Below are 13924 nucleotides of genomic sequence, written 5' to 3'. Positions count from 1 at the left end.
CCGGCCTTGTGCCGGCCATCCCGTTCCTGTGAAGCGTCGGACCTCAAACAATCGGGATCACCGGCACAAGGCCGGTCATGACGTGAGGAAGGCTGCTGGTCCTTTATGAACCTGCCTCCTAAGACCGCTCGATCGCCCGCTTGATCACTTGCTGAACTTCCTTGTTCGTCAGGAAGAGGTCGTGGTTGATGATGCCGCCGCCGAACTCGGAGGCGTCGGCCACGCGCACGCCCAAGGATTCCAGACGCTCGCGGTCGGCCGCGCCTGCCCGGATGATGCCGCCGGCGAGACGGCTCGAGACGGCGAGCGCCCGGTCGTTGGTGGAGCTGATGACGGTGATCTTCTTGGCATCGGGTCCAAGACGCTCGAGGCCGCGGGCGAAAAGATCGATGTCGATGTCGGGGGCTGCCAACACGACGGCGCCGATGCGCTCCATGGCGTTCTCCCCGCCCGAGGCCCGCAGCATCCGAAGGGTCTCGAGGGTGAGCAGCGTGCCCATGCTGTGGGCGACGATGTGGATACGCCCGCCGCTCGGGGTCTTGGCGATGGCGGTCAGAAGATCCTCCAGGGCGTCGCGGGACCACATGGCGCTTTCGCGGTCCGCCACGTAGCTGAAGGTGGACGCCGCCGAGGGCCAGGTGAACAGGCCCGTCGCGCCGCCGAACTTGATGCCCTCTGAGAGATCGATCGTCGAGGTCGCGGCCGTCTCGAAGCTTTCCTTGTAGCCATGGATGTAGAGCAGCAGGTTGTGCCCGAAGGCCGCCTGGGCGAAGGCCTGCGCCGCGTTGCTGTGATCCACGTTCTCGACCTTGGCGATGCTCCAGCCGTTGTGTCCGAGGAGGGAATCGGAGGGCGGAGACAGGCGCGCTTCCGCGAACACCAGATCCGCAGAGCGCTCGCTGCTGAACCAGGGCTTCTTCGGCGGATCGCCCACCGGGAGCCGCGTGGTCGCGACGAGGAGCTTCGGATCCCGCGCGAGACCGACCTGCGATGAGACCGGTGCGGTGAGCGCCGATTCCTCTCCGAGGCAGCCGGACAGAGCGAGGCTTGCAAGGCACACGAGAGCAAGGCGCGAAATGGGGAGGAGCATGAGGCCTGGTTTCAAGAGACAATGGGGGCAGTGCTGTTTTGTCCTCGATCATGGCATGCGCAAGGCAGAGTCCCGCTGAAGACGCGTCGGAGCGGAAATATGGTAACCCAATGGTGAACGAGAGCGCCTGCATGTCACCTTGATGCTCTGGCGGAGCGTCCGTACCTTGGCACGATGCTTGCGTTCCTTTCCCGTGTTTTCCTTGTCATCGTCGGTCTGTTTCTTCTGCCCTTGGGAGCTCATGCGCTCTGGTGGGCGATGCGCGACGATGTCGCGCCGAGCTGGCGCGCCGCCGACTGGTCGAGCGCGAAGCTCCTGCCGGCCGTGTCCGAAGCGCCGCAGGCCATCGTGGCGGTCTATGCGGCGCGGGTCGGCCGCTGGCGCGGCATCTTCGCCCATCATACCTGGGTGGTCGTGAAGGAGGCCGGCGCCAACACCTATACCCGCTACGACAAGGTCGGCTGGGGCAGCCCGGTCCGCACCAACGGATGGGCGCCGGACGGCCGCTGGTTCGGCAACGCGCCGCATCCCATCGTGGTGATCGAGGGCGAAGCGGCGGAGCGGCTGATCCCGCAGGTCCGCCGGGCGGTGGCGAGCTATCCTTACCAGACCTTCGGCGCCTACAACGCCTGGCCCGGCCCGAACTCGAACACCTTCGTGGCCCATGTGATGCGCTCGGTTCCCGAACTCAGCGCAGCGCTTCCGCCGACAGCCCTCGGCAAGGACTGGCAGCCCTGGCGCGACATCGTCGGGCTGACCCCGAGCCGCACCGGCATCCAGATCTCGCTCGGCGGCTATGCCGGCATCGCCCTTGGCTGGGTCGAGGGGATCGAGATCGACTTCATGGGCCTCGTCGCCGGCATCGACGTGCGCCGCCCGGCCGTCAAGATTCCCGCCTGGGGACGAATCGGCATGGACCCGATCACTTGGTGAAAGCATGGCGCAGATGCGCTAAACCTCTCCCATGACCGGGGGCTCACCAAAAACGGCAGTGACGGCCGAGATGGTCGCAAAAGGCGACCGGGCCGCGCTTGCGCGCGCCATCACCCTGATGGAATCGCGCCGCCCGGATCATCGCGAGGCCGCACGCGCGCTTCTTCAGGAACTGATGCCCCGCACCGGCCATGCCGTGCGCATCGGCATCACCGGCGTTCCCGGCGTCGGCAAATCCACCGCCATCGATACGCTGGGCTCGATGCTCACCGAAAAGGGGCACAGGGTCGCCGTGCTCGCGGTGGATCCCTCCTCCACGCGCACCGGCGGCGCGATCCTCGGCGACAAGACCAGGATGGCGCGGCTGGCAGTCGACCCCGATGCCTTCATCCGCCCCTCCCCGTCCTCCGGCACGCTGGGCGGCGTCGCGGCGAAGACGCGGGAGACGATGCTGCTCTGCGAGGCCGCCGGCTTCGACGTGATCCTGGTCGAGACCGTGGGTGTCGGCCAATCGGAGACCGCCGTTGCGGATCTGACCGACTTCTTCCTCGTCCTCATGCTGCCGGGCGCGGGCGACGAGCTGCAGGGGATCAAGAAAGGCATTCTGGAACTCGCCGATCTGATCGCCGTCAACAAGGCCGACGATGCGGGTGCGAAGGCGAAGGCCGCCGCCGCCGAGTACAAGGCCGCCCTTCACATCCTGGCGCCCGCCTCTCCGACCTGGACGCCACCCGTGCTCACGATCTCGGGCCTGACCGGCCAGGGCCTCGACGAGCTCTGGATCAAGGTTCTGGAGCACCGCAAGCGCCTGGAGGCAACAGGAGAACTGTCGGCCAAGCGCCGGGCGCAGGATACGAAATGGATGTGGGCGCTCGTTCACGAGCGCCTCTACGAACGCCTTCATCACGATTGGGCTTTGCGTCAGCGCGTACCGGAGATCGAGAAGGCTATCGCGGACGGCGCCCTGTCGCCGAATGCCGGGGCGAGCGAGATCGTGAAGCTGCTGGGGATCTAGCGCATCGTGCGAAACCGACGAACCGTGCTTTTCGATGCTCGAGTTTTTCAGGATGCACCGATCTTTTTCGTCATCACCGGGCTCGTCCCGGTGATCCCGACGATTGGGGCGCAGCGCTTTTCCGTATCGAGATGGCCGGCACAAGGCCGGCCATGACGGCGAGGAAAGCCGCAGATTGGGCCGCGCCTGAGGAGCGAAGCGTCGCGCAGGACAGCGCGCGTCCGATGCTCTCTGGAGCCCCCTTCGAGACGCCGCTGCGCGGCTCCTCAGGATGAGGGCCGTGTGTCCGACAGCGTAGATCGGCGGAGCCTGCTCGACCCTCGCACGCTCCGACTGCACCCTCCGACGTCATCACCGGCCTCGTGCCGGTGATCTCGATTGTTTGAAGCGCTGCGCTCTTCCGCATCGGGATGGCCGGGACAAGTCCGGCCATGACCGGGGAGAGGTAATGAACCTCCTCTGGCCGTATTGTCAGGGGCCGAAGGACTGCATCAGTGAAAGTCAGTTCGTTTTCTGCGCGATGCGCTAGCAGGAAATTCCATCGGCTCTATCCGGAATTCCACCTGATCTCTTTCGGAAAATCCGCTTCACTCGGCGAGTACGTGACGGCCCACCGCGAAGAAGCGAACCGCATCGTGATCGACAGGCTGCATCAACTGCCCATTGTGATGGGCGCCGTGATCGTCTGCTTCCTTTTTCTGGTGCCGACCCTGATCGGCTCGGCGCTCCTGCAGCCTGCTGTCGGCCGCCTTCTGCGCGACGAGCGGGATCCGAACACGGTCGTCGGGCTGCTCCTGAACGCCTTCTCGCTCTATTACGGCGTTCTCCTGGCGCTGCTCTCCATCGCGGTGTTCGAGAATTACGGCAAGGCCCAGGATGCGGTGGGGCGCGAGGCGTCCAGCATCATCGCCCTTTACCGCACCGTCAGCGGCTATCCGGAACCGATCCGCACATCCCTGTCCGATACGCTTCGCCAATATGTCGACGAGGAGGCGGGACCGGGCTGGGCTTCCCAGCGGAGCAATCAGGCCTCAACCCCTGGGACAATGCTGGTCGACCGGATAAGCCGCCAGCTCCTGGATTTCAGGCCCAATCGCGATGCAGGTGAGGACCTGATTCATCAGGCGGCCCTGCGGATCTTCGAGGACTTCATCGAGCAGCGCCGCCTGCGCATTCAGGCGGCGGGCACCAGCATTCCAAGAGTGATCTGGTCGGTGGTCATTGTCGGCGCAGGCCTGAACGTCTTCATTCTGTGGTTGTTCGATCTGAAGCGGACGACGCATTTCCTGCTCGGCGGCGTGCTCATGATCTTCGTCGGCCTGGTCGTCTACATGGTCAGCGTCCTCGACCGGCCGTTCCATGGCGCGCACGGCCTTCAGCCGGACGACCTCGTTCAGGCCCGCCAGCAGATGATCCCGCGCCCGTGAGCCAGCTTTAAGCCACGCCCTTGATCTCCGACGAGACGCGGATCTGTCCGACTTCGATCCCATTCCAGTTCTTGAGCACCGGCTGGGCCAGGGCTTCGACAGCGCGACGCTCCTCGATGTCCAGGCTGAGGAAACGGAGGACGAGCCCGGCCATCATGGCCTCGGCCGCGCGGCCATTGCCGTCCTCGATCTTCAAGGCGACGCCGTAGCCGAGTTCCGGCAGGGAGGCGCAATAGACGCCCTCGGCCCCCACCTTCACGAAGGCGCGCTCGCCGAGAAGCTCCATCAGCTTGGTGTCGAAACGGCCGGTGCCCGCGACCATGAAGGGATGGCGCGCCACGGCCCTGCGAATCCGGGCGGCCGCAGCTTTCCCATCGCCCGGCAGCCCGCTCCCGGTGCCGAAACGGGCAAAGCCGAAAGCGAGCGAGGGAAGCGGGATCGCATAGGTCGGGATGGAGCAGCCGTCGATGCCGCTCTTCTCGACCGTATGGCAGGCGCCTGTGATCTCCTCCAGGGCCTCACGCACGCTGCGCTGCACCGGATGGTCCGCCAGCACGTAGCCCTTCGGATTCTGGCCCTGGCCGCAGGCGAGGCAGACGAAGCCCGCATGCTTGCCCGAGCAGTTGTTATGCAAGGCGCTCGGGTTTCCGCCGGTTGCGGCCAGCGCCCGGTTGGCGGCCTCGCCCATGGGCCAGTGCACGCCGCATTCGAGGCAGCCGACATCCTGTCCGGCCTTGGCCAACATGGCCTTGGCGGTCGCCGCATGGTCCGGCTCGCCCGAATGGGACGCGCAGGCGAGCGCGATCTCTTCGTCGGTCAGACCGTACTTGTCCGCGATCCCGCTCTCGACCAGCGGCATGGCCTGGAGCGCCTTCACGGCGGAGCGTGGAAAAACGCGCCGGTCCACGTCTCCAATCGACAGAACCGTGGCCCCCTCGGCATCGACCACCGAGACGCTGCCCCTATGGCGCGACTCGACCAGGTTGCCGCGGGTGACCTCGACAAGAAAAGGATTGTTCATCAATGCCCCGTTCGGAAAAGCGGCGGTGTTGTGGAGGCACTTGCCCCAGAAGTCAAAGGGAGCATTGTTGCAAAAGCCGGAAAACCTGCCCCGAAATCGTCTAAAGCCATGGGTTGCTGCGAAGCCCTCGCCACACTAAACCCAAGGTTCGAACAATCAGGGAGCTCTCGATGCGTGTCGCGATGATCGGAGCAGGCTATGTGGGCCTGGTCTCCGGCGCCTGCTTTGCGGATTTCGGCCACGAGGTCTGCTGCGTCGACAAGGATCCGGCCAAGATCGAGGCTCTCAACCGGGGCGGTGTCCCCATCTTCGAGCCGGGCCTGGCCGAACTCGTCGCCAAGAACGTGCGCGAGGATCGTCTGACCTTCACGACCGATCTGTCGCAAGCGGTCAAGAACGCCGAGGCGGTCTTCATCGCGGTGGGCACGCCGTCCCGCCGCGGCGACGGCCATGCCGACCTGTCCTATGTCTACCAGGCCGCCCGCGACATCGCCGCCGCCATGGACGGCTACACCGTGGTCGTGACCAAATCGACCGTGCCCGTGGGCACCGGCGACGAGGTGGAGCGGATCATCCGCGAGACCCGGGCTGAGGCGGACTTTGCCGTGGTATCGAACCCGGAATTCCTGCGCGAGGGCGCGGCCATTGCCGATTTCAAGCGCCCGGACCGCATTGTCGTCGGCACCGAGGACGAGCGTGCCAAGGGCGTGATGAACGAGCTCTACCGCCCGCTCTACCTCAACCAGTCTCCCCTGCTCGCCATGTCCCGGCGCACGGCGGAGCTGACGAAGTATGCGGCCAACGCGTTCCTGGCTACCAAGATCACCTTCATCAACGAGATCGCCGATCTGTGCGAGCAGGTGGGCGCCAATGTGCAGGACGTGGCTCGCGGCATCGGGCTCGACAACCGCATCGGCTCGAAATTCCTTCATGCCGGCCCCGGCTATGGCGGTTCCTGCTTCCCGAAGGATACGCTGGCCCTGATCAAGACCGCGCAGGATCACGAGGCGCCGATGCGCATCGTCGAGACGGTCGCGGCGGTCAACAGCCAGCGCAAGCGCGCCATGGGCCGCAAGGTGATCGCCGCCTGCGGCGGCTCCGTGCGGGCCAAGACCATCGCGGTGCTCGGCCTGACCTTCAAGCCCAACACGGACGACATGCGCGACGCGCCCTCCATCGACGTGATCACGGCCCTGCAGGATGCGGGCGCCCGGGTGAAAGCCTACGACCCGGAGGGCATGGAGGCGGCCAAGTCCGTCCTGACGGACGTGCAGTACACCAAGGATGCCTATGACTGCGCCCGCGGTGCCGATGCCCTGGTGCTGGTGACCGAGTGGGACACGTTCCGCGCCCTCGACCTCACCCGCCTGAAGGCCACTCTGGCCGCCCCGGTGGTGGTGGACCTGCGCAACGTCTATCGCCCGGAGGAGATGCAGCGCCATGGCTTCACCTATGTGAGCGTCGGGCGGACCTGAATTCGGCCCATGTCGTCCCCGGCGGTCTGCCAGACCGCGAGGCGGATCATCTGTCCGCGCCCTCCTCCGTCATCACCGGCCTTGTGCCGGTGATCCCGATCAAGTGAGACGTAGCACTCTTTCCCTCGGGATGGCCGGGACCGACACGGTGCGACATGGCACCGGAGAGGTTCTCACGGGCGCGGTCCCGTGCCATATCTCCCTGACAATCGATTTCAGACGACGCCCTCGGAGCCCCCCATGCAGACTTTCTTCGTCGAGATCAAATGCAAGCTCGGCAAGACCTACGCCGTCGCGAACGCACTTGCCGACCGGGAAATCGCGTCCGAGATCTATTCGACGGCCGGCAATTACGACATCCTTGCCAAGTTCCACGTGGATGACGGGGTCGATATCGGCCATTTCATCGCCGAGAACGTGCAGGTGATCCCCGAGATCGCCGACACGCATACGATCATCACGTTCAAGGCGTTCTAGAGCATCGGACCCAGAAGTGGATCTGCCCTGTTGGGATCCACGTTGTGCCGACGCGGACCTCCGGTTCCGCACGATGCGCTCCGACCCCTGACGGTCTTCAGGTGTTTCCAAGCACAGCACGGGGATTCCACCCGCGATAATATCGACGCTCCTTCAAGGAGGAGCCCATGTCATCTCATATGGATTGGCGCAGGGTCTACGACTTCTGGTTTCCGGTCGACCTGTCGGGCTCCGGCGTCGCGGCACACTGGCAGATGCTCACCTGGTGGATGCGCGGCGGGGCCAATGCGGAACTACACCAGTTCGCTCCCCTGGTTCACGCGGGCAAGGCCGGCCAGCTCGATCATTGGCTCGGCACGCCGCGCGGACGGTTATCCCTGATCATCGTCCTGGACCAGTTCCCGCGCGGATTGTTCGCGGGCACGCCGGAAGCCTATTCCTCCGACCTGGAGACCCTGAGGATCGCCGAGGAGGGGTTCAGGAACGGGCATTACGATGCCCTGACAAGTCCTTACGAGAGGTTCTTCTACTTCCTTCCCCTCGCCCATGCGGAGGGTCCGGACCATCTGGACCGGATGCGGCGCATCGTTGCCATCTCGGAGCGGGTCGTTGAGGAAGCTCCCGAGCATCTCAAGCCGGTCTGGCAATTCTCTCTCAGCCAGGCTCAGGCCAACTTCGACATCATCTCCCGTTTCGGCCGCTTCCCGCACCGCAACCCGGTCCTCGGGCGTACCTCGACGCCGGAGGAGCTCACCTATCTCGCCAAGGGCGATTTCGTGCACACGCGCTCGCTGCCCGAGTCCGCGTCCTCGGCCATCAGTGCGATCGGTTGATCGGGAAAGGGGCCGTCACCCCTTCCCCGATATCGAAGGCCGTCAGTAGCCGACCGTGAAGCGCTGGCGGGAATGGGCGGGCTTCTCCACCTCGTCGACGAGGGCGATGGCATAATCCTCGAAGGAGATGCTGCTGCCGTTCTCGTTGGCGAGGAGCTGGTCACGGCCCAGACGGAAGCGGCCGGTGCGCTCTCCCGGAACGAACATCGCCGAGGGCGAGATGTACGTCCAATCCAGTTCCCTCTCCTGCCGCAGAAGATCGAGGAAGGCGGCCCCTGCCGAGGCTTCGGCCTTGTAGGCGCTCGGAAAATCCGGCGTATCGACCAGCCTGACACCCGGCGCGACCTCGAGGCTGCCGGCACCGCCCACCACAAGATAGCGCGCCACCCCCGAGCTGCGCGCGGCTCCGATCAGCTTATGCGGGTCGCTCTGCGCAAAACGGACGGCGCTCACGGCAACGTCGTGGCCGGCCAGGAGCTCGGACAAGGGGCCTTCGTCGCTCACATCGCCTTTCCTGGCAGTGACGTGAGCCTCGGTCGGCACTCCGTCCGGATTGCGCACGATGGCCGTGACCTCATGCCCGCGGCGGGAGAGTTCAGCCAGGATCCGCGAGCCTGCGTTACCGGTCGCTCCGATGAGTGCAACTTTCATGATCGATCTCCAACAAGGTTTCTATAAGTTACTAGGTGTGATAAAGTCTTGTTGGTGTAAAGAAGGCACTTTCAGATCACCTAGTCACCCGGGAGATACCGGCATGAAGATACCCAATCCCTATGCCGCGACTTGTCCGACGCGCCTCGTGCTCGACCGGGTCGCGGACAAATGGACGGTGCTGATCCTGGGGTTGCTGGCCAATGGGCCGATGCGGTTCAATCAATTGCGCCGCCAGATCGAAGGTCTGTCGCAGAAGATGCTCTCGCAGACTCTCAAAAGCCTCGAGCGAGATGGACTGATCAGCCGCAAGGCCTTTCCCACCGTGCCGGTCACGGTCGAGTACAGCATCACGCCGCTCGGTCAGACCCTCACGTCCACGCTGGATGCCCTCCGGATCTGGGCCGAGAGCCACATCGGGGAGGTCCTTGACGCGCAAAAGCGCTACGACACGGTGGCTTGAATCTTCAGGGGAGGATCGAGCAGAGACGTTCTTTCCTGCTCGTCGAACGCTGAGGTGCCGAACGCCGGCGCGGCTGCTCAGGCCTTTTACTGCACGAGCGCCGCCGCCTCGGCCGTCCGCTCGGTCTGACGGGAGATCTCGGCGAGATAGGGGCCGATGCCCTCGTAGCGGTCGAGGCGACGGACGATCTTCGAGTCGATCTTGTTGTAGAGCTCCGCCACGCTGACCGAGCGGCGCTTACGCCCCTTGCCTTCCATGAACAGCCCGGCATTGGCCTTGGCCGCCTTCGGGAAGAGCTTGGAGGCCTTCATGTTCGGGTCCTGATCGAGAACATCAAGGAAACGGACGGCGCTGGATGCACCCAGGAAATGAGCGAGGTAGAGCTCGGCCTCGGCCAACTCCCGTTCGCCTTCGGCCTGGAGCGCGCGCTCCACGTCCTTGATCAGTTCGCCCGCCATGAGGGCGGAGAAATAGGGATCGGTCCGCAGACTCATGATCCATTCCCGGCTCTTCGCATCCACGTCCAGTTCGCCGTTGACGTAGCTGATCGCTTCCGCGGCTGCACCGAAACCATAATCGGCAGCATGGTGGTAGACGATTTCGATCCAGGTGCTGTCGATGAACTGGAACAGCCCCTGGGCCGATGAGGTCGGCGCCTTGGCTTCCGGCGAGAGGCTCGATTCCACGTCGGCCAGGGTCATCATGTAGACCGGGTCGACCCCGGTCACATGGGCGGCCTTGAGGATGGAATGTACCAGCCAGCGTGGAATGGTGCGCCCATTGAACGGAATCAGTTCGTCCGGATCGCCGGCCACCTCGTCCTGCGTCTCCTGGGGCGCCGGTTTCACGGCCTGCGGCTTCTTGAAGGAAAATGCGCCTTCGAGAATGGCCTTGAAGAGGCTCGGATCCTTCATCAGGGTCGGGGTGAAATCCGCGGAGGCGGTGATGATCGAGCCGGTGGTGATCGGCTGCATCGCGGAAACGGTGGCAGGTCTGGCCAGCAAGGCACTCGGGAGGGTGGCTACGGCGGCCGGTCCGGCTGCGAGTCCCTGGAGGCCCACAATCAGGCCTGTGGCCAAGGTCAAGTGAAGGAAACGGCGGCGAAGTCCGGACTTGCGCACATCCGCAACGGGCTGCGGAACTGCGCACAGCAGCGATCTCGCGTTACTCATCATCACTTATCCCGCAACAGCCCAACCTGATGGCTGAGCCTTCCCTTGTTCATTCTGGGACAAGGGTTGACGGGTAGTTGTGACGAGAATCGGTCAGCTTGGCCATAAGAGGTAGGATTTCGCTAACCTTAACCGGCTTTTCCCCGAAAAAATCTCAGGGTTTGCCTGGAAATTTAGGATGAGGACTGTGCGACAAGCTGTGCGTTCGTCCGCTCGAGGCGCTTTGCCAGCTCCCGCATGATCGCCAGGGACATCTGGGGAAACTGGGCGAGAAGCTCGAGAAAGACCCGCTTGTCGATTCGCAGGGCCGTGGTCGGCTCGGCCGCCATGATCGTGGCGGAGCGCGGCGTATCCGAGAGGATGCCCATCTCGCCGACGAGGGCGTTGCTCCCGAGTTCGGCCACCTGGATATCCCCGCCGGGTGTGTTGAGGAGCACGTTCGCCCGGCCGTCGAGGATCACATAGGCGGCGTCGGACGGGTCCCCTTGCGAGAAGAAGCGCTGCCCGCCGGAGAACTGCACCCGCTCGCTCGTGAAGGCGAGAAGCTTCAGGCGGGCCGGATCCACATCCCGAAACATCGGCACCTGCCGCAAGGACTGAACCTCTGTCTCAAGCGTCATGCCACTTCTCCTGTTACTCTCTGGGCGGTCTCCGGCTCAAGTCTGGCAGGCCTGAGAGCCGGAGCGGCCGTCTTTTCTGTGATGATCTGTCCGTCACGGAAGCGCAACTGAACATCGAAAGCGCCTGCCTGTCGATCATTCGGAAGGACCATGAACAGGCTTTGTTGATCGAGAAACTCCAGCAGCAATTCGAGCAATTGCTGGCTGCGCGCCTCGTCGAAAGGTGCGAGCGCCCCATCGATGACGAGAATGTCCGGGCGCTTCACGAGGCAGCGCACGAGATTCACGCTCGCCCGCTCCTGCGGCGACAGGAGCCTGCCTGCCGTGCCGACCTGATAATCGAGGCCGATCCGCTCGATGTCTTCCAGCAGGTCGAGTTCCCGGACGACCGTTCCGATGGCTTCGGCGACCCGCATGCGGGCATTGGCGACCTGGTAGCTGACGCGACCGAACAGGAGATTGTCCCTCAACGGCGCCGCGGCGCAGTAGCGCTCAGGATCGTAGAACTCCACACCCTCGGCGGACGTCTCAAGGACCTCTCGGATGAGGCCTCGCGCCTCTACGATCCGATCCATCAATCTGCCGTCGAGGAGCCCGAGGCGGTGCCGGGCTTCGATATAGGCGAGCGGGAGGGCGAGAAGCCGGGTCCGGTCCTCTCGCTTCAGATTGCCTTCGCCCCGGGCACGCCGGCGTAGAATGGCTTCGAATTCCGACAATTCCTCGGCGCCGATGAAGGAAAACTGCTCGAACAGCGAATGGCCGGGAGGCAGCCCCTCGAAGATTTCGGTCATGGTCTCTGCGATCTGCAGGCCCATGCGGACGAGATCGTCGGTCAGACCGGCCCTGTCGATGGCGCTGCGGAACTGGCCGTTCTCAGCCAGATTGCGGCCCTTGAATTCCTCCGAGATCGGGACCCCGAAGAGAAGGTTCTCGGCAACGGTGGCCTGGCTGTTGTAGCGCGCCGGATCGAAGGGCTCGACCAGATCGGCCATGCCGTTCGACTGGAACGTTTCGCGCAGGCGTCGCCGGGCCTCGACGACACGCTCGGCAAGAGCCATGTGGCGTTCGGGATCGATCCTGCCCGCCAAGCCGAACAGATAGATCGTGTCGCCCATGCCGACCCGGTCCAGGAGATCGAGGAGAATGCGATCGAGGTCGCTCTCGTCCCTCGCGCCGACCCGCTCGTAATCCACCCATTGATCGGCGATGCTCTCGACTGGATTTCCCGTTTTGATCGCCTCGGCAATCCGGCGATCCATCTCGCGCTTCTCCTCCTCGATCCTGCCCAGGGGCTTCGAGCGAAGGCCGTAGACCAGGTTGTCGCGGATGCTGCCGGGGAAGAGAATGGGATCGACGCCCGCATAGGCGATCCGGCGCCCGACCAGGGAAATTGGAAGCTGCGTCAGATCGCGCTCACCGATACGGATCTGGCCGCTGAATTCCGACGTGCGCCGGGCAACGATGCGCGCCAGCATGTTGGCCGCGCCGCCGCCATTGGACACCAGCGCAACGCTCGCGGGCAGATCGATGGCGAAGGCGCCTCCTTCGATGATCATATCGCCATGGGGGCCGGCAACACGGATATCCTCGGCCACGAACGGGCCGACCAGCCGCTGATCCTCCGCCCCCTCACCGGCTTCGAGCAGAGGTGCAAGCCGCTCCTCGGAGAAATGCTGGGTGACTTGATCGTATTTCACCTGGACATCGAGACGCTGCTGGTCCCAGTCGATCAGTTCCTTCAGAGGCGGCGGCAGCTCGCGATAGGCGCCGATGACGGCCACGAGCTGACCGATGTCGAGGGTGCCGCGCAGGGCGAAATAGCCGCCGATGGCGTAGAAAAAGAACGGCGTCAGCTGCGCCAGGAAGTTGTTGAGCGATTTGACGAAGAATTTCCGATTATAGATCTTGAGCCTGATGGTGAAGAGATTGAAGAGGCGCTCACCGATCTCGGCCCGCTCCCAGCCATAGCTATTGTGAACGTGAACGACCTCGATGCCGTCCTGGACCTCGGCGATGCGCCCTGCCAACTGACGGGAGGCGATCTGCCGCTGCCTTCCCAGGCGAAGCAGCTCTCGCCGCAACCGCGGAATGATCGTGAACTGTATGGCAATCACCGCCAGCGCGATCAGGCCGAGCCAGACGTTCTGGATCATGATGAAGGCGAGCGCCGTGATGGCCTGCATGCCAAGGAAAATCGGGGTGATGAACGCATCCCCGATGAAACCGCCGATGGGCTCGACTTCATCCTTGATGATCGTTGCCGTCTCGGACGCTTTGACGGTGCGCAGGGCATCCGGGGTGAACCGAAGCATCATGGAAAACAGGTCGAAGCGCATGCGCCTGAGCATCCGCTCGCCCAGGATCCCCTTGGCGACGTTGATCCAGTACTTGAAGGCCCCGTTGATGATGACGAAGAACAGGAACACGGTCGAGAGGCCGAAGAGCAGGCCGAGCCGGCCGACCTGGAAGCCCTCGAAGATCTCCAGGGTGCCGCCGCCCAGCCATCTCGGCCATTCATAGCTGAGATGGAGGAAGTGAGCCGTCGGATTGCCGTCCCTGAAAGCCTCGCCCTGGATGGCCTGGTTCACGATCTGGCGAGGCAGATCCAGGGACATGAAGTAGAACGGCAGGGAAGCGAGCACCACGGCGCAGACGATCAGCTGGTCGCGCTTAGAATGTGTCCAAATATACCTAAAGAGGCTCTTTTCCATTGCTCAACGGTTACCACTTCTGTACGCCTGGATGAA

At 64.0% G+C, this 13924-nt stretch carries 13 protein-coding genes; 7 read left to right on the top strand and 6 right to left on the bottom strand.

Annotation, left to right across the window (positions count from 1 at the left end):
* Positions 1–118 precede the first annotated feature (118 nt).
* Positions 119–1090, bottom strand: a complete 972-nt coding sequence (locus ACD578_RS02880) for an alpha/beta hydrolase (RefSeq protein WP_404290695.1) — start codon at positions 1088–1090, stop codon at positions 119–121.
* A gap of 174 nt (positions 1091–1264) precedes the next feature.
* Between ACD578_RS02880 and ACD578_RS02875 the strand changes: the two genes are divergently transcribed.
* From ACD578_RS02875 to ACD578_RS02865, 3 genes are all read left to right on the top strand, one after another.
* On the top strand, positions 1265–2023 hold the full coding sequence (locus ACD578_RS02875) for a DUF3750 domain-containing protein (RefSeq protein WP_404290693.1): 759 nt from the start codon (positions 1265–1267) through the stop codon (positions 2021–2023).
* 31 nt (positions 2024–2054) lie between these two features.
* The gene (meaB, locus tag ACD578_RS02870; RefSeq protein WP_404290691.1) at positions 2055–3038 is read left to right on the top strand and encodes a methylmalonyl Co-A mutase-associated GTPase MeaB; all 984 of its coding nucleotides are present in this window, start codon (positions 2055–2057) and stop codon (positions 3036–3038) included.
* A gap of 602 nt (positions 3039–3640) precedes the next feature.
* Positions 3641–4465, top strand: a complete 825-nt coding sequence (locus ACD578_RS02865; RefSeq protein ID WP_404290689.1) for a hypothetical protein — start codon at positions 3641–3643, stop codon at positions 4463–4465.
* 7 nt (positions 4466–4472) lie between these two features.
* On the opposite strand, the gene ACD578_RS02860 is transcribed toward ACD578_RS02865, so the two are convergent.
* Positions 4473–5486 (bottom strand): asparaginase, encoded by a 1014-nt coding sequence (locus ACD578_RS02860; protein ID WP_404290687.1) that lies wholly within the window; start codon positions 5484–5486, stop codon positions 4473–4475.
* A gap of 170 nt (positions 5487–5656) precedes the next feature.
* Between ACD578_RS02860 and ACD578_RS02855 the strand changes: the two genes are divergently transcribed.
* From ACD578_RS02855 to ACD578_RS02845, 3 genes are all read left to right on the top strand, one after another.
* The gene (locus ACD578_RS02855; protein ID WP_404290685.1) at positions 5657–6961 is read left to right on the top strand and encodes a UDP-glucose dehydrogenase family protein; all 1305 of its coding nucleotides are present in this window, start codon (positions 5657–5659) and stop codon (positions 6959–6961) included.
* Between the two features lie 240 nt (positions 6962–7201).
* Positions 7202–7438, top strand: coding sequence for an Lrp/AsnC ligand binding domain-containing protein (locus ACD578_RS02850; protein ID WP_009494007.1), 237 nt, complete (start codon positions 7202–7204; stop codon positions 7436–7438).
* A gap of 167 nt (positions 7439–7605) precedes the next feature.
* On the top strand, positions 7606–8271 hold the full coding sequence (locus ACD578_RS02845) for a DUF924 family protein (protein WP_404290683.1): 666 nt from the start codon (positions 7606–7608) through the stop codon (positions 8269–8271).
* A 42-nt stretch (positions 8272–8313) separates the two neighbouring features.
* On the opposite strand, the gene ACD578_RS02840 is transcribed toward ACD578_RS02845, so the two are convergent.
* On the bottom strand, positions 8314–8922 hold the full coding sequence (locus tag ACD578_RS02840; protein ID WP_404290681.1) for an NAD(P)-dependent oxidoreductase: 609 nt from the start codon (positions 8920–8922) through the stop codon (positions 8314–8316).
* Between the two features lie 103 nt (positions 8923–9025).
* Between ACD578_RS02840 and ACD578_RS02835 the strand changes: the two genes are divergently transcribed.
* Positions 9026–9385: a winged helix-turn-helix transcriptional regulator gene (locus tag ACD578_RS02835; RefSeq protein WP_404290679.1), complete on the top strand. Its 360-nt coding sequence runs from the start codon at positions 9026–9028 to the stop codon at positions 9383–9385.
* Between the two features lie 86 nt (positions 9386–9471).
* On the opposite strand, the gene ACD578_RS02830 is transcribed toward ACD578_RS02835, so the two are convergent.
* The 3 genes from ACD578_RS02830 to ACD578_RS02820 form a co-directional block, all read right to left on the bottom strand.
* Positions 9472–10560 carry a transglycosylase SLT domain-containing protein gene (locus ACD578_RS02830; RefSeq protein WP_404290677.1) on the bottom strand — a complete coding sequence of 363 codons (1089 nt, stop codon included), beginning with the start codon at positions 10558–10560 and terminating at the stop codon, positions 9472–9474.
* A gap of 170 nt (positions 10561–10730) precedes the next feature.
* Positions 10731–11177 (bottom strand): Crp/Fnr family transcriptional regulator, encoded by a 447-nt coding sequence (locus tag ACD578_RS02825; protein WP_152712473.1) that lies wholly within the window; start codon positions 11175–11177, stop codon positions 10731–10733.
* A complete protein-coding gene (locus ACD578_RS02820; RefSeq protein ID WP_404290675.1) occupies positions 11174–13888 on the bottom strand; it encodes an ABC transporter transmembrane domain-containing protein in 2715 nt (904 codons plus the stop codon). The genes ACD578_RS02825 and ACD578_RS02820 overlap by 4 nt, the downstream gene beginning before the upstream one ends.
* Positions 13889–13924 lie beyond the last annotated feature (36 nt).

Origin of the sequence: Microvirga sp. RSM25, from assembly GCF_044784385.1 — a bacterium.
Lineage (GTDB): Bacteria > Pseudomonadota > Alphaproteobacteria > Rhizobiales > Beijerinckiaceae > Microvirga > Microvirga tunisiensis.
This window is presented reverse-complemented; position numbering and strand designations above follow the sequence as displayed.

What these genes read in the sequence shown, in the direction of transcription:
- ACD578_RS02845 (WP_404290683.1), top strand. Translation starts at nt 7,606, where the DNA reads ATGTCATCTCATATGGATTGGCGCAGGGTCTACGACTTCTGGTTTCCG.
- ACD578_RS02850 (WP_009494007.1), top strand. Translation starts at nt 7,202, where the DNA reads ATGCAGACTTTCTTCGTCGAGATCAAATGCAAGCTCGGCAAGACCTAC.
- ACD578_RS02835 (WP_404290679.1), top strand. Translation starts at nt 9,026, where the DNA reads ATGAAGATACCCAATCCCTATGCCGCGACTTGTCCGACGCGCCTCGTG.
- ACD578_RS02880 (WP_404290695.1), bottom strand. Translation starts at nt 1,090, where the DNA reads ATGCTCCTCCCCATTTCGCGCCTTGCTCTCGTGTGCCTTGCAAGCCTC.
- meaB (WP_404290691.1), top strand. Translation starts at nt 2,055, where the DNA reads ATGACCGGGGGCTCACCAAAAACGGCAGTGACGGCCGAGATGGTCGCA.
- ACD578_RS02830 (WP_404290677.1), bottom strand. Translation starts at nt 10,560, where the DNA reads ATGATGAGTAACGCGAGATCGCTGCTGTGCGCAGTTCCGCAGCCCGTT.
- ACD578_RS02860 (WP_404290687.1), bottom strand. Translation starts at nt 5,486, where the DNA reads ATGAACAATCCTTTTCTTGTCGAGGTCACCCGCGGCAACCTGGTCGAG.
- ACD578_RS02875 (WP_404290693.1), top strand. Translation starts at nt 1,265, where the DNA reads ATGCTTGCGTTCCTTTCCCGTGTTTTCCTTGTCATCGTCGGTCTGTTT.
- ACD578_RS02840 (WP_404290681.1), bottom strand. Translation starts at nt 8,922, where the DNA reads ATGAAAGTTGCACTCATCGGAGCGACCGGTAACGCAGGCTCGCGGATC.
- ACD578_RS02820 (WP_404290675.1), bottom strand. Translation starts at nt 13,888, where the DNA reads ATGGAAAAGAGCCTCTTTAGGTATATTTGGACACATTCTAAGCGCGAC.
- ACD578_RS02855 (WP_404290685.1), top strand. Translation starts at nt 5,657, where the DNA reads ATGCGTGTCGCGATGATCGGAGCAGGCTATGTGGGCCTGGTCTCCGGC.
- ACD578_RS02825 (WP_152712473.1), bottom strand. Translation starts at nt 11,177, where the DNA reads ATGACGCTTGAGACAGAGGTTCAGTCCTTGCGGCAGGTGCCGATGTTT.